General features: G+C 40.6%; 17 protein-coding genes and 4 tRNA genes. 6 read left to right on the top strand and 15 right to left on the bottom strand.

Annotated elements, in window-relative coordinates; all coding sequences use genetic code 11:
- Positions 1–68: 68 nt before the first annotated feature.
- The 14 genes from QL995_RS08995 to QL995_RS08930 form a co-directional block, all read right to left on the bottom strand.
- The gene (locus tag QL995_RS08995) at positions 69–1979 is read right to left on the bottom strand and encodes an aminotransferase class V-fold PLP-dependent enzyme (RefSeq protein ID WP_033027026.1); all 1911 of its coding nucleotides are present in this window, start codon (positions 1977–1979) and stop codon (positions 69–71) included.
- Between the two features lie 511 nt (positions 1980–2490).
- Positions 2491–3123 carry an endonuclease III gene (nth, locus tag QL995_RS08990; protein ID WP_010553677.1) on the bottom strand — a complete coding sequence of 211 codons (633 nt, stop codon included), beginning with the start codon at positions 3121–3123 and terminating at the stop codon, positions 2491–2493.
- A gap of 49 nt (positions 3124–3172) precedes the next feature.
- Positions 3173–3871, bottom strand: a complete 699-nt coding sequence (locus tag QL995_RS08985; protein WP_010553676.1) for an electron transport complex subunit E — start codon at positions 3869–3871, stop codon at positions 3173–3175.
- Entirely contained in the window at positions 3868–4509 is a 642-nt protein-coding gene (gene rsxG, locus QL995_RS08980) for an electron transport complex subunit RsxG (protein ID WP_002962266.1), read from the bottom strand. Before rsxG ends, QL995_RS08985 begins: the two co-directional genes overlap by 4 nt.
- Complete coding sequence (gene rsxD / locus QL995_RS08975) at positions 4506–5564, bottom strand: electron transport complex subunit RsxD (protein WP_002962268.1); 1059 nt, start codon at positions 5562–5564, stop codon at positions 4506–4508. Before rsxD ends, rsxG begins: the two co-directional genes overlap by 4 nt.
- The gene (gene rsxC, locus QL995_RS08970; protein WP_290294012.1) at positions 5561–8131 is read right to left on the bottom strand and encodes an electron transport complex subunit RsxC; all 2571 of its coding nucleotides are present in this window, start codon (positions 8129–8131) and stop codon (positions 5561–5563) included. Before rsxC ends, rsxD begins: the two co-directional genes overlap by 4 nt.
- Before the next feature lie 8 nt (positions 8132–8139).
- On the bottom strand, positions 8140–8694 hold the full coding sequence (gene rsxB / locus QL995_RS08965) for an electron transport complex subunit RsxB (protein ID WP_290294011.1): 555 nt from the start codon (positions 8692–8694) through the stop codon (positions 8140–8142).
- Position 8695: 1 nt separating this feature from the next.
- Positions 8696–9277, bottom strand: a complete 582-nt coding sequence (gene rsxA / locus QL995_RS08960) for an electron transport complex subunit RsxA (RefSeq protein ID WP_290294010.1) — start codon at positions 9275–9277, stop codon at positions 8696–8698.
- 81 nt (positions 9278–9358) lie between these two features.
- Positions 9359–10177, bottom strand: coding sequence for a transporter substrate-binding domain-containing protein (locus QL995_RS08955; protein WP_290294009.1), 819 nt, complete (start codon positions 10175–10177; stop codon positions 9359–9361).
- Positions 10178–10192: 15 nt separating this feature from the next.
- A complete protein-coding gene (locus tag QL995_RS08950; RefSeq protein WP_007585367.1) occupies positions 10193–12136 on the bottom strand; it encodes a GGDEF domain-containing protein in 1944 nt (647 codons plus the stop codon).
- 148 nt (positions 12137–12284) lie between these two features.
- A tRNA-Asn gene (locus QL995_RS08945) sits at positions 12285–12361 on the bottom strand.
- Positions 12362–12390: 29 nt separating this feature from the next.
- Positions 12391–12467 (bottom strand) — tRNA-Asn (locus tag QL995_RS08940).
- 21 nt (positions 12468–12488) lie between these two features.
- Positions 12489–12565 (bottom strand) — tRNA-Asn (locus tag QL995_RS08935).
- A gap of 21 nt (positions 12566–12586) precedes the next feature.
- Positions 12587–12663 (bottom strand) — tRNA-Asn (locus tag QL995_RS08930).
- A 1052-nt stretch (positions 12664–13715) separates the two neighbouring features.
- Here QL995_RS08930 and QL995_RS08925 point away from each other — a divergent pair.
- From QL995_RS08925 to QL995_RS08905, 5 genes are all read left to right on the top strand, one after another.
- On the top strand, positions 13716–15095 hold the full coding sequence (locus tag QL995_RS08925) for an MATE family efflux transporter (RefSeq protein ID WP_024591018.1): 1380 nt from the start codon (positions 13716–13718) through the stop codon (positions 15093–15095).
- Positions 15092–17086 (top strand): excinuclease ABC subunit UvrB, encoded by a 1995-nt coding sequence (uvrB, locus tag QL995_RS08920; RefSeq protein ID WP_007583893.1) that lies wholly within the window; start codon positions 15092–15094, stop codon positions 17084–17086. Before QL995_RS08925 ends, uvrB begins: the two co-directional genes overlap by 4 nt.
- A gap of 2 nt (positions 17087–17088) precedes the next feature.
- A complete protein-coding gene (locus QL995_RS08915) occupies positions 17089–18027 on the top strand; it encodes a class I SAM-dependent methyltransferase (RefSeq protein ID WP_024592356.1) in 939 nt (312 codons plus the stop codon).
- Positions 18028–18708 carry a tRNA (adenine(22)-N(1))-methyltransferase TrmK gene (locus tag QL995_RS08910; RefSeq protein WP_290294008.1) on the top strand — a complete coding sequence of 227 codons (681 nt, stop codon included), beginning with the start codon at positions 18028–18030 and terminating at the stop codon, positions 18706–18708. It begins immediately after the preceding gene.
- Between the two features lie 101 nt (positions 18709–18809).
- Complete coding sequence (locus QL995_RS08905; RefSeq protein ID WP_290294007.1) at positions 18810–19832, top strand: hypothetical protein; 1023 nt, start codon at positions 18810–18812, stop codon at positions 19830–19832.
- Positions 19833–19836: 4 nt separating this feature from the next.
- Here QL995_RS08905 and QL995_RS08900 read toward each other — a convergent pair whose 3' ends face one another.
- Complete coding sequence (locus tag QL995_RS08900; RefSeq protein WP_007583900.1) at positions 19837–20079, bottom strand: hypothetical protein; 243 nt, start codon at positions 20077–20079, stop codon at positions 19837–19839.
- A 208-nt stretch (positions 20080–20287) separates the two neighbouring features.
- Here QL995_RS08900 and QL995_RS08895 point away from each other — a divergent pair, with 208 nt between their 5' ends.
- Positions 20288–20737, top strand: coding sequence for an isoprenylcysteine carboxylmethyltransferase family protein (locus QL995_RS08895; RefSeq protein ID WP_290294006.1), 450 nt, complete (start codon positions 20288–20290; stop codon positions 20735–20737).
- The last annotated feature ends 11 nt before the right edge of the window (positions 20738–20748 follow it).

Below are 20748 nucleotides of genomic sequence, written 5' to 3'. Positions count from 1 at the left end.
TAACGTTAAATAGACCCCGTATATAAGCAGATTGGTATTATTATCGAGATAGTATTAAACCAATACCGTTACTTCTTAACCTTACCCTTAAGAACATAAATTTCACCATCGAAACTGCCTTGTATCGTCAGTCCTTGGCTTGCCAACTCTTGTAAATATTCAATATGGTCATTAGTGATATGCTGGCCTGGGACTAAAAGCGGAATGCCCGGTGGATATGGAGTAACTAAACCTGCACAAATGCGGTTGTTGCTTTTACTGATAGGCACAGATTCGCGGTCGCCATAAAAAGCATCGCTTGGAATACACGCCAAGTCGATGGCAGGTAAATTTTCAGGTAAGCGAGCTCTGCGCGTCGATTTCGATAGTTTTACCTTACCGCTGTCTAGCTTTTTCAACGCATTGTACAAACGAATTATTTTTGAGCGCGTGCCGCCAAGCGTCAGTAAAACCAAAATAGTGCTGTGTGTGTATTTTTCTATCTCTAGCCCAATTTCATCCAGTAGATATTTATGAATATCTTTTAATGAGTAAGGTAGCTCACTAATATCAATAAGGATTTTTAATGGGTCGTGACCCATATTATCACCACTAAAATGCGGGAATATTTCCATAAAGTCTTGCTTAGCTAATACTTTAATTTGCTTAAGCGAGGCCATCTGTTGTTTAAACTCTTCAACATGATTTAGCAGCGCATTGAGCAACTTGTAGCCTTCCATCTCTAATTGCTTTTGGCACACGTCAAGCGATGCAATAAGCTGATATTTGGGCGATGTGCTGGCGTAGATACTATAAATCTCTCGAAAGAAATCAGCATCAAAATCGGGATCGTTAATATGAATATAAGACGCCTGAGAAAACGCCGATACTACTTTATGCGCCGAATGCGTAATGTAGTCAGCCCCAGCATGTATTGCAGAATAATGACGAAAGCTAGGATGAAACAAAGAGTATGCAAACCAGGCTTCATCTATAAACACCTTAATACCATATTGATGAGCATAATCTACGACTTGTTTTAGGTCGCTAAGTAGGCCATCGTAAGTACAACCGGTAAGCACTAGTAATTTAGCATCAGTATTGTTTTCAATTGCTAACTTGATGTCGGCCAAAGACGGTGGCGCGAAAATGCCATATTTTGGATTTAAGATACTCGCCAAATAAATGGGGTAACTAGCTGATTGCAAGATGCCATAGTGTACTGACTTATGGCAATTACGGTCGACAATTACTTTATCTCCCTTGCGCAGGAGTGTCTGCAAGATGATTTTATTTGAGGTAGATGAACCATTTGTAACAAAGTAGGTGTGCTTAACTTCAAATGTCGCCGCGGCTGATTCTTGAGCGCGACCAATGGTATTGGTGCTGTCTGACAATGAACCTAGCGAGTCTACCGAAACCGACAGGTCGCCAACAAATACATTGCGGCCGTAAAACTGATAAAAATCTTTGATGTAAGGTGAGTTTCTAAAGCTAGAACCCCCACTATGACCCGGTGTATGCCAAGAGTCGTTTGCTTCACCAACGTAACGACGATACGCCGTCCAAAATGGCGTTTCAGAGCGGTCGTCAAAATCGTTGATCATATAACCTAAAATCGCTTCTGGGTCAGAAATCACTTCATCTTTAAAAAAGAAAGATTCGATTTCTTCTGATTCGTTTACGATCTCCAGCCCTTTAGTGTCGTCGCCAATAACATAAACCGGTAACTCAAGACGAATTGCCTTTAAATCCTCGATAAAGCGGCTATACATCCGCTCACCCACTTTGTTGTGCATATCCCAGCTTAGAACTACGGCTTGAATATCACCATCTTCCTCTACATGTTCCAACGCGCGTTTAAGCTCAAGGCATTCAATAATATCGATATGAATATCGTCTCGCTCAAAGTTAGGAATGGTCTTTGACAGATTAGTTGAAAGCCCTTGTAAGGTGGCTGGGTCTTGTTCAATTATCAAGATACGAAGTAGAGGTAGCATAGAGGGTTTCGCAATATAATTTTATAATGCTCACTAGCATAACCAAAGGACTGAGACTTGTGAAATTAATACTTTGAAAATGTTCTATTAATTGTTCTATTTCACTAACATGCCTTCACGTATAAAAATGTTTTATCTAGATGGATTGATAGGCGCGGCTTTATGTCGCACTTTTGGGGTTTTGGGGCTTGTGCTTTATTGCGCGAGGTAAACTCGCGACTACAGGGTTGGCGTTGTATTTGTAGGCGTGGCTTTCTGCCGCGCTTTTGGGATTTTGGGGCTTGTGCTTTATTGCGCGAGGTAAGCTCGCGACTACAGGGTTGGCGTTGTATTTGTAGGCGCGGCTTTATGCCGCGCTTTTGTGGTTTATGCTTTATTGCGCGAGGTAAACTCGCATCTACAGGGTTGGCGTTATATGCGTAGGCGGGGCTTTATGCCGCGCTTTTGGGGTTTTGAGGCTTGTGCTTCATTGCGCGAGGTAAACTCGCGACTACTTGCCGCGCTTTTGGAACTAATCAGTTTTTTCTTTAAACTCACACAAGTCTTCAATAATACAGCTGCCACACTTTGGTTTACGCGCTACGCAGGTGTAGCGCCCGTGTAGTATTAGCCAATGGTGAACGTCTACTTTAAATTCTTTTGGTACAACCTTTTCAAGCTTTTGTTCTACAGCGACAACATCTTTACCCATGGCAAGCTTTGTACGGTTAGATACACGAAATATATGTGTATCCACGGCTATTACAGGCCAGCCAAAGGCTGTATTGAGTACAACATTAGCGGTTTTACGGCCAACGCCTGGTAGGGCTTCTAGGGCTTCACGATTTTCTGGCACGATGCTGTTATGTTCATCCACCAAAATTTGGCACATTTTGTACACGTTGGCAGCTTTAGAATTAAATAAGCCGATGGTTTTTATATAATCACGCAGTGTATCGTGACCTAAGTCTAAAATGGCTTGCGGTGTATTAGCAACAGGGAACAACTTTCGAGTGGCTTTATTAACGCCTACATCGGTTGCTTGCGCTGAGAGTGTTACTGCTACTAGTAACTCAAATGGGCTTGAATATTCAAGCTCTGTAACTGGGTGTGGATTATCGTCGCGCAGGCGCGACAGTATTTGGTGACGTTTTTCTTTATTCATGCAACTTAAAACGTATTAGTGCTAATTGTTGCTCTAATACGTTTTCCCCTTAAGTTAAGCTAGTAACACGTGCTCGAGGGCCTTTTTCAGCCTCTGGCGGTGCAATTTGCTTTGATTTTATTTGTGCGTCAATTACGTTTTTAGCAGCAATAAGTAGTCCAAGACCTAAAAAGGCACCCGGTGGTAAAATTGCGAGTAAAAATTGGTTATCAAAATTAAATACTTCTATGCGCAAGCTCTGTGCCCATGGGCCAAGTAATAAGTCGGCACCGTCAAACAGCGTACCTTGGCCGATTAGTTCGCGCATAGTACCTAATACTAATAGTACAGCCATAAAGCCTAAGCCCATCATTAGGCCGTCAAATGCTGATAAATGAACAGGGTTCTTAGAGGCATATGCTTCGGCGCGGCCAATAATGGCGCAGTTAGTTACAATCAACGGAATAAAAATCCCTAATGATTGATATAAACCAAAGGTATAAGCGTTCATGAGTAATTGAACTATTGTTACAAAGCCCGCGATGATCATTACAAATACAGGTATACGAATATCTTTTGGCACCCAGTTACGCACAATTGATACGGTAACATTTGAGCCTATTAGTACGAGTAAAGTTGCTAAGCCTAAACCTAAGGCATTTGTTACAGTTGAGGTAACGGCAAGCAGTGGACATAAACCTAAAAGCTGCACAAGGGCAGGATTATTTACCCATACACCTTCTTTGTATAATGTTTTTAACTCACTCATTTAGCTACCTCCATACATTCGGCATTAGGTGCTGCAAAAATATCATCAAAATTAGTTTGTGCGAACAATACGGCATTTTTAACAGAGCCCACAACAGCACGTGGCGTTATGGTCGCGCCTGTAAATTGATCAAACTGGCCGCCATCTTTTTTTACAGCCCAGCGAGCGTCTTCTTCGCCTTCAACCGTTAAGCTTTTAAATGTTGTGATCCAAAGTGATTTTTTAACTTCTACTTTGTCGCCTAAACCAGGAGTTTCTTCGTGTTTAGTCGTACGCACGCCAGCAATAGTGCCATCGCTCAATACAGCTGTTAATAAGTTAATATCGCCACTGTAGCCGTTTGGCGTAACATGCCTAATAACAACAGCGACTGGTTTATTGTTTTTACGAGCACGGTAAATTACTTGGTTTGCGTGTGGGCCTAGTTTTTCGTCAGTAATAATTACGCAATCTTGTGATAATTGATTGTCGTACGATTTTGGGTCGAGCACTTCTTGTAGCTGCGCAGTAAGTTGCAGTTGTTCTTGCTCTGCAATTTTATCAGCAGTAAGTGCATTGATAGAGGCAACTAAGCCCGTTGTTGCTAACGCAAACGCAGTTAAAATAGCACCATTTTTAGCCATTGACGAAATGATCATTTTACTGCTCCATGGCCATAAGTACGTGGCTGTGTGTAGTAGTCTATTAGCGGCACTGCAATATTAATCAATAATACGCTAAATGCGATGGCATCAGGAAAACCACCAAAGGTACGAATTAAATAAATTAGTAAGCCAATTAGCGCGCCATAAATTAAGCGCCCTTTGTTAGTTGTTGCTGCAGATACCGGATCGGTTGCTATAAAAAAGGCCCCCATCATAGTGGCACCACTTAATAAGTGAAATAGGGTGCCCGGCTCTGTACCTGGTGATGCGATATAACCAATAGCACTACATACAGCTAAACTTGCGATAAAACTGACAGGAATATGCCAGTTAATTATTTTTGCTTTTAATAAGTATAAACCACCTACTAAAAAGCCTAAGTTAACCCACACCCAACCAAGGCCAGCCCATTCGTTAAATAATGGCTTTTGCATGCTTTCAGTAACGGTTAAACCGTGTGCTATGTCTGTTTTAACAGTATCCAGCGGTGTTGCCATTGTTAGGCCATCAACCCCTGCACGTACTTGATCAAGGCTAAACCCAGAGGCCGTAAAATCGGTGAATATTAGCCTTAGCTGATCAGCAAAGCCTATTGGCGTATTTATTAAATCGGTGACAGGCAACCATGCGGTCATTTGTACCGGAAACGAAACTAAAAGCAGTACATAAGCTGCCATTGCTGGATTGAATAAGTTAAACCCAAGGCCGCCATAAAGCTGTTTAACTATAACAATAGAAAATAAACAGCCAATCACGATTATCCACCAAGGCGCAAGTGGCGGAATACTCAATGCCAATAACACGGCAGTAAGCCACGCACTGCCATCACTTAATGCAGGCCAAACAGGGCGCTTTCGAATTAGCATTATTGCAGCTTCAAATACGCTTACAGCAACAAGCGCTAGTACCAGTTGAATAAGTACACCTGTTCCAAAAAAGAAAACTTGAGCAATTAGCCCAGGAATACACGCAGCAATAACGCTAAGCATTAATCGCGTTAACGATTTATGGCTGTGATTATGCGGCGAACTGGCCATGGTTAATTTCATGACTGATTATTTCCTTCTTTTTGTAACTTTTTAGCTTTTGCTCTCGCAATTGCAGCAGCCACGGCGGCTTTTTTCTTATCGTCGGCTGATTTAGGTTTATCTGCGTTAATAAGAACTGATGAGTCATCGGTGTTACTTTCTGCACTCTTAGGTGCTGCGCTATCAACTTGTAGCTCTTGGGGCTGAGTTTGTTCGGTATCTTCTAGTGTTTTAGCCGCTTTTTTAGCTTTAGCACGAGCTATGGCCGCAGCTACCGCTGCCTTTTTATCATCAACGGGTGCCGCGCTTTGTGGCTCTTCACTCACGGTTTGCTCGGCTTCTTCTAATGCTTTAGCTGCTTTTTTAGCTTTTGCACGCGCAATAGCTGCCGCTACTGCTGCTTTTTTGTCATCAACAGGCGAATCGCTTTGTGGTTCTTCACTCACGGTTTGCTCGGTTTCTTCTAATGCTTTAGCTGCTTTTTTAGCTTTAGCGCGGGCAATAGCCGCCGCTACCGCTGCCTTTTTGTCATCAACAGGGGCATCAGTTTGTGGCTCTTCACTCACTGCTTGTTCAGTATCCTCAAGTGCTTTAGCCGCTTTTTTAGCTTTAGCACGCGCAACAGCCGCCGCTACTGCTGACTTTTTATCATCAACAGGCGGCTCTTCACTTACTGTTTGTTCAGCGTTATCTAATGCTTGTGCTGCCTTTTTGGCTTTAGCACGAGCAATGGCCGCCGCTACTGCTGCTTTTTTATCATCAACAGGGGCATCAGTTTGTGGCTCTTCACTTACTGTTTGTTCAGCGTTATCTAATGCTTGTGCTGCTTTTTTAGCTTTAGCGCGAGCAATGGCTGCAGCGACTGCTGATTTTTTATCATCAACGGGTGCAGTCTCGGCCGATTCATCTGTTTGAGATTTTTGCTCTTTATATTTACGCGCTTGTTCTTTACGTAGTGCGCGCTCTTTTGCTACTTCGCTGTTGTCAGGTTCTAATTCAGCAGATTGATCGCCTAGCTTTTTAGCTTTAGCGCGTGCAATAGCGGCTGCAACAGCTGATTTTTCATCGCCGTTATCTGATTTATTTTTAACGCGGGCTAGTGCCTCTGCTACTTTTTGCTTTTCGTCAGCAGATTTAGCGGCAGGTTTACGTTTATGGCGGTTTTGACGTTCTTCTTGCTCACGATCTAAACGCTCTTTTCGTGCATCAAAACGCTCTTTTGCTCTGTCGGCTTTAATTTTGTCAGCTTGTTGTTCTTTAATTTCAACTTTGGCTATACGGTAGTACTGCACAAGAGGGATTTCACTTGGACACACATATGCACAAGCACCACATTCAATACAGTCAAATAAATTGTGTTCTTGTAGTTTGTCGTACTCTTTTGATTTAGCAAACCACTGTAATTGCTGTGGCAATAAAGAGGCAGGGCAGGCATCAGCACAGGCGCTACAACGTATACAGGCTTTTTCAGGGCCGGGCTCCGCAAGCTCTTTATGATCAGGCGCTAAAATACAGTTAGTTGTTTTAACTATGCCAATACGTACTGTGGGTAGCGTAAAGCCCATCATTGGGCCGCCCATCACAACACTTTGCTGCGGTACAGGTGAGAACCCTTGGCAATCAAGTAAGTGTTTTATTTCAGTGCCAAGTAGTGCCCATACATTCCCAGGCTTATGAATAGTGTTACCTGTTACCGTAACTATACGTTCAATGAGCGGTTTACCTTCATAAACGGCTTGTTGTACGGCAAACAAAGTCCCGGTGTTATGCACTAAAATACCAATATCGGCAGGAATACCAATGCTAGGAACTTCACGGTTAGTAAGTAATTTAATTAATTGCTTTTCACCGCCAGATGGATAGATAGTTGGCACCGTTTGAATAATGATTTTTGAGTTATGCTCAGCTGCTTGCTTCATTGCTGCAATAGCTTCAGGCTTATTATCTTCTATACCCACAATGCACAGTGTTGGGTTTAAAAGTTGCTGCATTATTTCAATGCCTTGGATAACTTCTTTAGCGTGTTCGCGCATTAAAACGTCATCGGCAGTAATATAAGGTTCGCACTCAACAGCATTTACAATCAAAAATTCGATAGGTTGCTTGGTATCCGCTTTTACATAAGTAGGAAAACCAGCACCACCCATACCGCTAATACCGGCTTGGTGAATAATATTTATCAGCTCATCATGACTAAGCTCAGCAGGATTTTTATTTTTATTTAGAGCTACCCATTCGTCTTTGCCGTCTGGTTCAATAATAACACTTAGTTCAGGTAGGGCCGATGGATGTGCTGATGGCATAGGTGCAATATCAGTAACCACACCAGAGCTTGGCGCATGCACAGGTACCGACCAGTTAGCAGCAGGCGCTGTAAGTGGTTGGCCTTTTAAGACGTGTTGGCCTTTTTCTACAAGTAACTTACCGTTTGCGCCTATGTGTTGCTTAAGCGCAACAATGAGTTTGTCGGGCAAAGGTAGGCGAGTGATACTCGCACTATTAGAGAGTGATTTTTGTTGTGGTGGGTGTATGCCGCCAGGAAATGCCCACACGGTGCCTTTTTTTATTTGTTCAAGTAACTTGTCCACTCAAACCTCTAATCTATTTGTGTAACAGGAATAGCATCTAGCTGCCATTTCCAGTTTTGTTTAGTTTCGGCTACAGGTAGCATATCAATGCAATCTACAGGGCAAGGCTCAACACATAAATCACAGCCAGTACATTCATCAATTAATACAGTGTGCATTTGACGAGTTGCGCCCAAAATGGCGTCAACCGGGCAGGCTTGAATACATTTGGTACAGCCAATACATTCATCTTCGCGAATATAAGCCACTGTTTTTATAGGTTCTGCTTGCTCGCCACCGGCAAGTGGTTTTTCATCAACACCCATTAAGCCGGCAAGCTTTTTCATGGTTGATTCGCCGCCCGGTGGGCATTTATTTATTTCATCGCCATTTGCAATTGCTTCGGCATAGGGGCGGCAACCCGGGTAGCCACATTGACCACATTGGGTTTGTGGTAAAATGGTGTCTATTTGCTCAACAATAGGGTCGCTTTCTACACGAAATCGTATAGCGGCAAATCCTAAAATCAACCCAAAAACCAGCGCTAACGAGCCAAGCGCTATTAAGGCATAAAACAAGGTCATATTAAAACTTCACTAATCCAGTAAAACCCATAAACGCCATCGACATTAAGCCTGCAGTGATCATTGCAATAGAGGCGCCTTTAAAAGGCGTAGGAACGTCAGCAGCGGCTAAACGTTCTCGTAGTGCTGCAAACAATACAAGCACTAAAGAAAAACCAACCGCAGCACCAAAACCATACACCGCAGATTGTAAAAACGAATGATCTTCTTTGATATTTAATAAAGCCACACCTAATACCGCACAGTTAGTGGTGATCAGCGGTAAAAATATGCCTAATAAACGATATAGAGTAGGGCTTGTTTGACGCACCACCATTTCGGTAAATTGCACTACAACGGCAATCACTAAAATAAAGCTCATGGTGCGTAAAAAGGCGATATCCAGAGGGATTAAAATATATTGATTAACTAAATAGCTAGTTACAGAGGCAAGAGTAAGCACAAACGTGGTTGCCAAAGACATACCAATCGCCGTATCAAGCTTACCTGATACGCCCATAAACGGACATAAGCCTAAAAATTGTACTAATACAAAGTTATTAACCAGAACGGTTCCAATCAATAACAAGACATATTCTGTCATGTGTGCCTCACGCTATAATAAACGTGGGTATTATCCTTTTTTCTTTATCGATTAACAACACATGAGAAGCAAATAAACGACTCAATCAGTAATGATATTAAAGTGACTTAAGATTTCAGGTGTAATTAGAATAGGATCGATATTATATGGCTTTAAAATATCTTTAAATTGATCGTGCTCTTGGTATAAATCTAATAGTGCTTTATTAAATAGGGCAATTTGTTCAGGAGATAATTGAATTTTATTAAAACCAATAAAATAGGGGGATTCGCTTTGTAAAAAGGCCAAATTAACATGATGTAAGTTAAACTGTTTTAGCCTAGCGCGTGCTTGTAAAGTATTGGCAAAGTAGCCATCTATACGATTGTTTTCTATCATTTTTACACCCGTACCATTGGCATCAGTGAGTAAAACAATATCAAATTCCCTCAATCCGTCTTTAATCATTTGTTGCTGTATTTTGATTAGTTGAAAAGATGCATTTGAAGGGCCAAAAACAGCAATTTGCATTTTTTGTAGATCATTGAGGCTTTTGATGGTTTTTTTTGCACCCTCAGGTTGAAAAAATCCATATTGCATTTTCATAAGCGGGATCGAAAAATAAAGCCATTCGTTGCGGTCAAGATTCCAGCCCATAGGAAAGTTTCCTTGAGCTTGCAGGTTTTTTAACATGAGCTTAGAGCGACGATTTGGTACGCTGATAAACTCACATTTATAATTGAGGCGTTTACACGCTAAGGTAAGTATATCAACAAAGGGGCCAGCGGCATTATCGTGTTCATCAACAAATGAAAATGGAGGATAGTTGTGAGTGCTAAAAACTAATTCTTTTTGCGGGCCGTTTGCGTACAAACTCAAAGGCATAATAAAAAGTATAATAAAGGTAATTACTCTTTTCATGATGCCTCCAATAGACTATATGTCTTTAGGTTTTTCTATGTAATAACCTTGAACGCCATCTAAACACAACGTTTCTATAATGTGCTTTTCTTCTTGGCTCTCAACGCCCTCAGCAAATACGCTAACACCAATGCGGTGGGCTAAATCGACCATTAAGCGCATAAAGTACTGATTGTTTTTATCGTCTTCGAGGCCGCGAGTATAACTTGCATCCATTTTAATAAAATCAGGTTTTAAATCGCGGAAAAACTTAAATGAAGTTAAGCCAACACCAAAACGTTCAACTGTAACGCGTGCGCCAACACGGTGAACCATGTCGATAAAGCGCTTACTAGCCTTGATGTTTTGCTGTAAACCAAACTCACTTACTTCAAATACTAGTTTAGATGCAATATGCGTATCTTTCAATAATCGGCGCTCTAGCCAAATTACAAACTGATCGTTGTGTGCACTAGAGGCTGTTACGTTTAAACCAAAAAACTTTTCAGATAAATTACGGCTTTTAACCTTTTCAAGAGAAGAGTCAATTATCAGGCGATCAATTTCTATTGCCATATCAAGCTTTTCGGCCATCGCTAAAAAAGAAGCGGTAGGCAGTACTTGATTGTCTTCTGTTTTAAATCGAACTTGTACTTCAGCGTAGGCTTTTATGCTTTTACCAAGCGGCATAATGTTTTGCATCACTAAATGCACACGCTTAGATTCAATAACTTCTTTAATAACCTTACGCCAGTTTTGATTACCAAAACCCGCACTTACGTTATTAACTAAATCGGTTTCGCGTTGTACGTGCCATGCGTTTACTTGTTTTGATTGCGCCATGCTCATCGCGTTATCAACAACAGAAAGCAATTCGCCTAACGGCTTACCTTTTTCGTATCCTACAATACCCGTATTAGCTACCGAGCTTAACTCTTGGTTTTGTTGGTACTGCGTGAAGCGCGATTGCAGGTTTTCACCAAAGCGCTCAGCTTCTTTTAAAGGAATGTGGGGGAGTACTACCGCAAAGTCAGAGCTGTTTAATCTAAATACTTGGCTGCCAGTGTAAGTGCCGCTTATGTGCTTAATAATATCGGCAACGCCTTTTACGTACTCATCACCTTTTTGATAACCACGGCTTTGGTTTATAGCTTGTAGTTCGCTACAACGAACCATAGCTAAAGAGCCAAATGTACTTTGCTCAGTGTTTTCAATATTTTTTTCGTAGTACTCAACAAACATATTACGATTACCAAGCGAGGTAATTACATCTTTGTACGCTTCATGCTTAATAGTCATAGCAGCGCTTTGTATGTCTTCGTTTTTGTTTTTTAAGAAATGTGATAATCGATTAAAGCTAGGTACTAAATCTTTTCCCATTTTTTTCAATCGAGTGCCATCTAGTGCTGTTTCTAAATCATTATCAACTTGGTTTTGATTGATATAAATATCGATAATGTCAGCAACTGTTGTACTTATGTTTTTATTTAAATGGTAAAAAATAGATTTCATTAGAATTATTGGAATAATAACTAAAATGGCAGAAATCAAAATAACAATAAAAAGGGACGTTTGTAGCTGCGACGCTAAATGCTCAATGTTAAGTACAAATTCAACTTTTATATCTGAGGCGTCATTTACAGCAAATTGAGGGCGCACTGAGTTAAAGTTAGAGAGTACAAAATCAGCAAACATTGGTAATTGAGTAGGGGGGTTAATGCTAAATATTTCAGCCCCTTGGTAATCTCTTAGAGTGAAGCTTGAAAACGTTTTACCATCTGCAATTGATTGTTTTAAGTTTTGAGCAGAAATATCGTCTAAAGAAAGGTCATTAATATACTTAGTAACAGTAGTTTGCGCACTTTTTTGTGCATCACTTACCGCAGTATCAAAGCTTATAGATATGAAGTAGCTTCCTGCTGCAACACACAATAACCAAGAGATAATTTGTATAAAAATAAGTTTTTTAAATCCAGCCATGTTTTCAGTCTTTTAATAATTCAAAAGGGAAGGAATCAAGTCCTTGATTAATAAACTAAGTACAGCGCATTAAGGAATAAACTAATGCTTTAGTTATATAAGGAAGAGTAGTGGAATTAGCTTGAGATGTCTATGAAATTCTTAGAATTGGCTCCCCCTCCCCGACTCGAACGGGGGACCTGCGGATTAACAGTCCGTCGCTCTAACCAACTGAGCTAAGGGGGAACTAAAGTAGTGATATTATTATGATGATTTGGCTCCCCCTCCCCGACTCGAACGGGGGACCTGCGGATTAACAGTCCGTCGCTCTAACCAACTGAGCTAAGGGGGAACTACATCATAAACATAAACTTGGCTCCCCCTCCCCGACTCGAACGGGGGACCTGCGGATTAACAGTCCGTCGCTCTAACCAACTGAGCTAAGGGGGAATCGTTTATGGTTGAAAAACTTGGCTCCCCCTCCCCGACTCGAACGGGGGACCTGCGGATTAACAGTCCGTCGCTCTAACCAACTGAGCTAAGGGGGAAGCGTCTTGCCTTTCAACGGGGCGAAATATTAATGACCGCGCCGCAAAGTGTCAACATATAAAAGTCATAAATTGAAAAAAGAGGTTTATTCGTTGTTTTTGTGTTCGATCTGCGTGTTTTATAGCTCTATTAAAGTTACTTTTTTAAAAATTTAAGAATAACAATGTGACTTTTATTATTGCTGATTCTTCAAATTGGTTAAATTAAACACGGTATTAAAGTGGCTTGTTATTAAAAAACAACTCAAAAACATAAAAACTCATTTTTTACTTAGCGATATTTTTCGTATTTAATTCGTTTTTTGTTTTAATTTTCTAAAAATATACCTATGCGTATATTCACAGAAATATTTTTTGATCTAAATTGTGATCTAATCACTATGTATAAAATGAGTATTTGTTTTATCCGTTCAAAAATAGAGCAATCAATAACTTAACTTTGTATTAAACGTTTTTTTATACCTAACGTACAACTATGTTAAGAAGAAAAATTGGTGAGCTACAGTTTTTAGCGTGAGTTTATAAAAATGCCACAATTAACAAATGGTCAATTGGTTGGATATCACCGAAAATGGAGGCTCTCTCAAAGCCTTTATAAATGCGGGTTTGAATGAGTTATCCACGGTTTCTGTGGATAACTCTGTTTATGAAACTTTAAGAACATCATCGGCACCAATGGTTTAGGGTGCTACAACGATTTCAAGCTTTTAAATCACTATTTTTAATTCAATATAAAACAATGGGTTATGATTTGATGCTGAATGGATGCAACTCGATGAGGGAATTTTTTCGTAACGATAAACCAAGCAGTACCTTTGTGTAAAAAAGCATCATATATCACTGGGTGTTTGTAATAAAAGTTATAAAAATGTGTTTTAATTGGTTTTTGGTGTGTTTAGGCTCTATTTTAACAAAAAGATGCAAAAACTAAGTTTTACTATTTTTTCGAATCTTTACTTCTTTAATTACTTCAATTGTAGTGATAAATCCGTGGCTTGAACTGCCTTGATGCTTTAAAATGATTCGTTCAGTAAAAGAGGCCTATTTATTTCATGCGCGCAATTTCAAAATCCCAGACTCGCCCAGATTTACTAAACGATCCCATCTTGCCCACATTAAAGACGATGACCATCCCGATGATATTCGGCATGATCACGCTAATGATGTTCAATATTGTCGATACATTCTTTATAAGCTTACTAGGCACTGAGCCGCTTGCAGCGGTGAGCTTTACATTTCCGGTTACCTTTACCGTTATTAGCTTAGCAATAGGGCTGGGGATCGGTACATCGGCAGTAATAGCAAAAGCGCTCGGTAGTAATAAAATAGATGAAGCGCGTTTTGACGCCAGTATTTCTTTAATGGTTGGTGTGGTTCTGGTTATTGTGTTGTCATCTGTTGGGTATTTACTGATTGACCCCATATTTACTTTGCTAGGAGCGGGCGCACAAGTATTGCCGTTAATACACGAATACATGAATATATGGTTTATCGGTAGTGTATTTTTAATAACCCCAATGATTGGTAACTCGGTACTGCGCGCCAGTGGCGATACAAAAACGCCAAGTATAGTAATGGGTGGAGCAGGGCTCATAAACGCCGTACTCGACCCTATATTGATATTTGGTTTTGGGCCAGTACCAGCGTTAGGTATTCAAGGCGCGGCCATAGCAAGCGTTATTGCATGGTCGGTTGCTGTGGTTATTATTTTATATATATTAGCGGTTAAAAAACGCTTGTTGAGCCTAAAAGCAGGCAAGCAAACAGTGACTGGCGCTATTCGTAAAATATTAAAAATTGGTTTGCCTGCTGCCGGCGCAAACATGCTTACACCGGTTGCAATGGCCGTAATGACCGCTATGGTTGCGCATCACGGGCCAGAAGCCGTAGCCGCATTTGGGGTAGGAAGCCGAATAGAATCTATTGCAAGTATATTAGTGCTTGCACTATCGATGACATTACCGCCATTTGTTAGCCAAAACTTTGGCGCTGGCAAATTATGCCGCGTTAAAGAAGCGTATACCGGCACACTAAAATTTGTAATGGTATGGCAATTTGCCATTTACGTATTACTCATTGCATTTTCAGGTGTTATAAGCCAATTATTTGGTAAAGAACAAGCCGTAATAGATGTAATTAAACTCTTTATTTATACCATCCCGCTAAGTTATGGCTTACAAGGGGTGATCATATTATCAAATTCATCGTTTAATGCTTTACACAAACCAATGTACGCATTGGTATTAAGTGTCATTCGGTTATTCATATTTTATGTACCATTTGCTTATGTAGGCAACGAAATAGCCGGATTATTAGGGCTATTTATTGGCGCTGCTTTAGGTAACTTATTTACAGCAATAGTGGCATACAAATGGTTTATGAAAAAACTAGAAGCGCTGAGCGGCGAATCGTTACAGGAGTGCAATAATTGAGCGACCATTTTCAGTTAAAATCACATTTTAAACCAGCAGGCGATCAGCCCACAGCGATTAAGCAGCTATGCGAAGGATTAGAAGCAGGCCTTGCACACCAAACTTTATTAGGTGCCACCGGTACAGGTAAAACCTTTACCATGGCTAATATTATTAACGATTTAAACCGTCCAACAATAATAATGGCGCACAATAAAACGCTTGCTGCGCAGCTATACGGGGAAATGAAAGAGTTTTTCCCTAAAAATGCGGTTGAGTATTTTGTATCGTATTACGATTACTACCAGCCAGAAGCCTATGTTGTATCAAGCGACACATTTATTGAAAAAGATGCCTCGATAAACGAGCATATAGAACAAATGCGTTTAAGTGCGACCAAAGCACTGCTCGAGCGCCGCGACACCATTATTGTGGCGTCGGTATCGGCTATTTATGGTTTGGGCGACCCTAAATCATACATGAAAATGATGCTACTTTTAAAAGTGGGCGAAAAAGTAGACCAACGCGACATGCTGCGTCGCCTAGCTGAAATACAATACACCCGCAACGATATAGATTTTAGCCGTGGTACATATCGTGTACGTGGTGAAGTGGTTGATATATTTCCTGCAGAATCTAGCACCTTCGCAATTCGCGTAGAAATGTTTGATGACGAAATAGAGCGCTTAAGTATTTTTGACCCGCTTACTGGCGCCGTCGAAAAACATATAATACGCACCACTATCTATCCAAAAACACACTATGTTACCCCGCGTGAAAAAATACTCGGTGCTATCGATAAAATACAAGAAGAACTAAAAGATCGAAGAGCCCAGTTACTCAGTGCTAATAAATTAGTAGAAGAGCAACGCGTAACACAGCGTACGCAATACGATATAGAAATGATGCGGGAGCTAGGTTATTGCTCTGGTATAGAAAACTACAGCCGCTATTTATCGGGCCGTACGCCGGGCGATCCGCCACCCACATTACTTGATTACCTCCCAGACGACGCATTGATGATTATTGATGAATCGCACGTAACCGTATCGCAAATTGGCGCAATGTATAAAGGCGACAGAAGCCGTAAAGAAAACTTAGTTGAGTATGGCTTCAGAATGCCTTCAGCAATGGACAACAGGCCGCTGCGCTTTGAAGAATTTGAAGCTATTTCACCACAAACAATTTATGTATCGGCAACACCAGGCGACTTTGAGTTAGACCGTTGTGTGGGCGCAATCGCAGAGCAAGTAATTCGCCCAACAGGCTTGCTCGATCCACTTATTGAAGTACGCCCAGTGGGCGATCAGGTTGATGATTTACTTTCAGAAATTTATAAAAGTGTAGAGAAGGGCGAACGCGTACTTGTAACCACTTTGACCAAACGTATGTCTGAGGATTTAACCGATTACTTAAGTGAGCACGACGTAAAAGTGCGTTACTTACATTCAGACATAGACACGGTTGAACGGGTTGAAATTATTCGTGATTTACGTGCAGGTGTGTTTGATGTGTTAGTGGGCATTAACTTACTTCGAGAAGGCCTGGATATGCCAGAAGTGGCGCTAGTAGCCATACTTGATGCAGACAAAGAAGGCTTTTTACGCTCAGCGCGTTCAATTATTCAAACCATTGGTCGTGCAGCACGTCACTTAGATGGTCGCGCTATTTTATACGGTGATAAAATTACAAAATCGATGGCTAAGGCCATGGACGAAACAGCGCGTAGACGCGAAATTCAGCATGCTTATAATATTGAACACGGTATTGAACCGCATTCACTAGCCAAAAAGATTCTTGATGCGATGGATGTAGGCGAAGAAGCCGGCCCTAAAGATAACCTTAGACTTGTTCGTAAAGACTCTAAAAAGGTACTTAGCGCAAAAGAAATTACAGTGCAAATTAAGCAGCTTGAAACCAAAATGCATGCATACGCAAGCGACCTAGAATTTGAAAAAGCGGGCTCTGTTCGCGATGAAATACATGAACTACAACAACAGTTGATTAATTAAAAATGACAGCAAACTTTACTCCTCTTATTACTGCGCTTGAAGATGCGCCAATTTTAAAAAATGAACTGTGCCGTGTTTTTCATGGCCGTGGCCATAGTGTTGAGGCGTTAAGTCATATTAATTTAGACTTTTATCCGCCAAGTTTGTTTTTGGTTTCGTACGACGAAATTGACGAGCAAACACTAAGCGAGCTTACCGATGTTGTGTGGCAGTGGGCACAAAAAAACCAGCCAGAGCTTATTAGCTCACTTGTGTATCAGCAACGCGCTGGTGTACAAAGCCAAAACACCGTCGTTTATGGGCAATTACCTAACCCGCATGTTGTAACTGAAAACGGCATTCGTTTTTTGGTTGATTTACAGAGCCGTCAAAATACCGGAATATTTCCCGATATGCGCAGCGGCCGTGAGTTTGTAATGGCTAATAGTAAGCATGGCAAAGTGCTTAATTTGTTTTCGTATACGTGTGGGTTTTCGCTTGCAGCAATGCAAGGCGGGGCAGATCATGTAATGAACATGGATATGAGCAAAGGTGTACTTAAAGTCGGCAAGCAAAACCATCAATTAAATGGTTTTGAGCGTGGCGTAAGTTTTTTACCTCACGATATTTTAAAGTCGTTTGGAAAACTAAAAAAAGCAGCCCCGTTTGACTTAATAATAGTTGATCCGCCAAGCTTTCAAAAAGGCAGCTTTATATTAACTAAAGACTATCAAAAAGTGCTGCGCAGGTTGCCAGAGCTACTTTGTGATACCACACAATTGTTATTGTGCGCTAATAGCCCAGAGCTTAGCGAAGAGGCGTTTAAAGCGTTAATAAACGAGCACACCCAAGGCGCAATTGAATTTGTTGAGCGCCTAGCCCCTACCGAGCGTTTTATTGAAGTAGACAGCGACAGAAGCTTAAAAGCACTTATCTACAAAACGTCACAATCTGCTGATTAAATGAAGCTCAGCAAACGCCTAACTGCCATTGATACATTAATTTCGCAGCATCACGATATTATTTGGGATTGCTGCTGCGACCATGGTTATTTAGGCATGGCGCTATTAAAACGCGCAGCTGCAAACCAGGTTATTTTTGTAGATATAGTCGCCACTTTAATGAACGACCTAGAAACGCAATTATCATCTATTAATAAATTACAAAAAACCTGTAATAAAAAACCGCAGTGGCAGGTCTTATGTCAGGATGTAGGCAAAATTGAAATTGCTCAAAGTAAAAGCCAAGTAGTTGTAATCGCAGGTGTTGGCGGTGAGCTGTTGTTAAGTTTAATACAACAAATTATTGCTAATAATGCAGTGGATCATTTGAATAATGTTCGTTTTATTTTGTGCCCAGTGCATCACACTTATAAGTTGCGAGTCGGTTTAAAGCAATTAGGTTTAGGGCTTGTAAGTGAGCAAATAGTTTACGACAACAAACGTTTTTATGAAGTGATTGAAGTGAGCTTTAGTAGCAATAATGAGATTAGTCACACCGGTAATAAAATGTGGGACTTTGCTAGTGCAGAACACGCTGTGTACCAGCGCCAACTCATAAATCATTATAATAAAATGCTCAATAAAGATAAGCCATACTATCAAAAAGTTATAACAGACTATCAAGAACTCACCGATAGTTAAAAAAGCCCGAAAGTAGGGCGTACATGTGATCTAATTACGACATTGACGACGTAATGTGTTCATAGTTTATATCGCACAACGCGAGTTTATTTGGTTTATTTATGTCAGATAACAAGAGTCACATTAATCATTTGCTTAGCAATGAGCAAAAATGGCAACACAGTTACGAGCAACCTATTTCTTATGCACCCCTTGTGCAATTGGCTAATAGTAGCTGGGTAGTGCCACAACATTTTTTACGTTACAAGCACACGCTTGAAAGCGTAAACGAAGTGCTTGAGAGTATAGAATTTTCGGCTCACTTTAGAGTGCTTGCTGCACAAAAAGGTGAAGAAATTTACCTGCAAGTAGCAGTGCTGAGCCCAGATAACTATCAAAAAAGTGCATCTGCAAATGAAGGCAAAGCCAAAAAGCTATTATTTGGCAGACGCTGGATAGTAGAGGAAAACTTACCTACTTCAGAACTTATTCAAACTGCATTTTTAGCGTTAAAAGTAGCGCGTGAACATGAAGTAAGAGAGCTTTTTCAGTTAATGCAAAGCGGCGCAACAAGTACGCCATTTAATAACCATCACGACTTACCGGTAATGGCGCAAAACCCTGAGCTTGTTAAAAGTGAAAGTGCTGAAAGCTGTGTTGATGAAGTGCTTAAACGTATTGTATTTGCAGGAAAAAGTATTGAGCTTAAGAGCCAGCAGCAAATAGCCGAGCAACATTTATATACTGTTGAGCTGTTGTGTGAAGATTGCCAACTTAGCGAGTTTAATAAAAAAACAATCGCGTTTTTAACAGCAGACTCATCCGCTAATAGCTTTTTACACGCCTTAATTACAGCATTAGTAGCCACAAGCAATGATTACGTAAACGAGCAATTTAAGTACAAAGGTTTTGCCCGCTTTAGTAAACACGTTGTGGTTGAGCAAATAGGTAACTTAAGTATCGCTATGCGCTCGCCAAGTACCGTAGGGCTCTGCTCTATGGGTAAGCAACATGCTAACCAGTTAAATTTTGAGATAGACAGCGGGCGAGCACCACAGGGCTGCGGGCAAGCTATTGGTGGGTTTTTAGCTGCTCATGGTATTGAGCAGCCAGAAAATGCACATTTATATCCAAATTACTTATAACAATTTAAAGCTTATTAATTTCATCTTTAACGCTAAAGCTTGAATCGGTAACAATAGCCTCAAGTGTTTGTACACGCTCTTTTAATGCAAGCACTTGTGCATTTGTTTCAGCTAATTGTTTATGGGCATCGCTGTTGTTGTTTTGCATTTTATGCTTAAACTCAAGATGCTTTTTATACATATCGTAAACCACTCCTGAGCCAACCGAAATTAGCACAATAAGTACAATCATCGTAGTTCCAGACATAACCTCATTCCTTATCATTTTATTATTCGTTTATGGTTAAAGTATAACCTTTAAGCGCTTTTGATAAAGCTGACAATTGTAACTTAATTTGTATACTTTACTTAAGCTCAGGTTTGAGCGTGTTCATCATTTATACACTTCAGATATTGTTTAATGGCTGCATAGCCACCATATAATAAACATACTTTAGCCAATACAGTGAGTTGCCATGTTAAATAATAAAATACCTCCCGTTATTGTTGTGCTGTTTTTTGCAGGCATAATGGCGCTTATTGCGCATTACAGTGTTATTGATTTCACCGCATTTATTACCTACTTAGCAGCAAGTTTGGTCATTATAGGGTGTGTTTTTTGTATTGCAGGGTTGGTGAGTTTTAAAATAGCAAACACCACTGTAAACCCTAATAAACCTGAGCAAGCGTCAAAACTTATTACTAGCGGTATTTATCGGATTTCGCGTAACCCAATGTACGTAGGTTTTGCATTTATTTTAGCAGGGTGGGGTATTTGGTTAAGTTCCTTGTGGGCACTTTTATGTATTATAGGGTTTATTGCGTATTTAACGTTTTTTCAAATAATACCCGAGGAGCGTGCGCTCACTAAATTATTTGGCGAAGAGTTTACCGCCTATAAAGCGCGCGTAAAACGCTGGTTGTAATCTCTACGTTA

Origin of the sequence: Pseudoalteromonas sp. APC 3358, assembly GCF_030408075.1 — a bacterium.
In the GTDB taxonomy this organism is placed as follows: domain Bacteria; phylum Pseudomonadota; class Gammaproteobacteria; order Enterobacterales; family Alteromonadaceae; genus Pseudoalteromonas; species Pseudoalteromonas arctica.
This window is presented reverse-complemented; position numbering and strand designations above follow the sequence as displayed.

What these genes read in the sequence shown, in the direction of transcription:
- QL995_RS08995 (WP_033027026.1), bottom strand. Translation starts at nt 1,979, where the DNA reads ATGCTACCTCTACTTCGTATCTTGATAATTGAACAAGACCCAGCCACC.
- nth (WP_010553677.1), bottom strand. Translation starts at nt 3,123, where the DNA reads ATGAATAAAGAAAAACGTCACCAAATACTGTCGCGCCTGCGCGACGAT.
- QL995_RS08985 (WP_010553676.1), bottom strand. Translation starts at nt 3,871, where the DNA reads ATGAGTGAGTTAAAAACATTATACAAAGAAGGTGTATGGGTAAATAAT.
- rsxG (WP_002962266.1), bottom strand. Translation starts at nt 4,509, where the DNA reads ATGATCATTTCGTCAATGGCTAAAAATGGTGCTATTTTAACTGCGTTT.
- rsxD (WP_002962268.1), bottom strand. Translation starts at nt 5,564, where the DNA reads ATGAAATTAACCATGGCCAGTTCGCCGCATAATCACAGCCATAAATCG.
- rsxB (WP_290294011.1), bottom strand. Translation starts at nt 8,694, where the DNA reads ATGACCTTGTTTTATGCCTTAATAGCGCTTGGCTCGTTAGCGCTGGTT.
- rsxA (WP_290294010.1), bottom strand. Translation starts at nt 9,277, where the DNA reads ATGACAGAATATGTCTTGTTATTGATTGGAACCGTTCTGGTTAATAAC.
- QL995_RS08955 (WP_290294009.1), bottom strand. Translation starts at nt 10,177, where the DNA reads ATGAAAAGAGTAATTACCTTTATTATACTTTTTATTATGCCTTTGAGT.
- QL995_RS08950 (WP_007585367.1), bottom strand. Translation starts at nt 12,136, where the DNA reads ATGGCTGGATTTAAAAAACTTATTTTTATACAAATTATCTCTTGGTTA.
- QL995_RS08925 (WP_024591018.1), top strand. Translation starts at nt 13,716, where the DNA reads ATGCGCGCAATTTCAAAATCCCAGACTCGCCCAGATTTACTAAACGAT.
- QL995_RS08915 (WP_024592356.1), top strand. Translation starts at nt 17,089, where the DNA reads ATGACAGCAAACTTTACTCCTCTTATTACTGCGCTTGAAGATGCGCCA.
- QL995_RS08910 (WP_290294008.1), top strand. Translation starts at nt 18,028, where the DNA reads ATGAAGCTCAGCAAACGCCTAACTGCCATTGATACATTAATTTCGCAG.
- QL995_RS08905 (WP_290294007.1), top strand. Translation starts at nt 18,810, where the DNA reads ATGTCAGATAACAAGAGTCACATTAATCATTTGCTTAGCAATGAGCAA.
- QL995_RS08900 (WP_007583900.1), bottom strand. Translation starts at nt 20,079, where the DNA reads ATGTCTGGAACTACGATGATTGTACTTATTGTGCTAATTTCGGTTGGC.
- QL995_RS08895 (WP_290294006.1), top strand. Translation starts at nt 20,288, where the DNA reads ATGTTAAATAATAAAATACCTCCCGTTATTGTTGTGCTGTTTTTTGCA.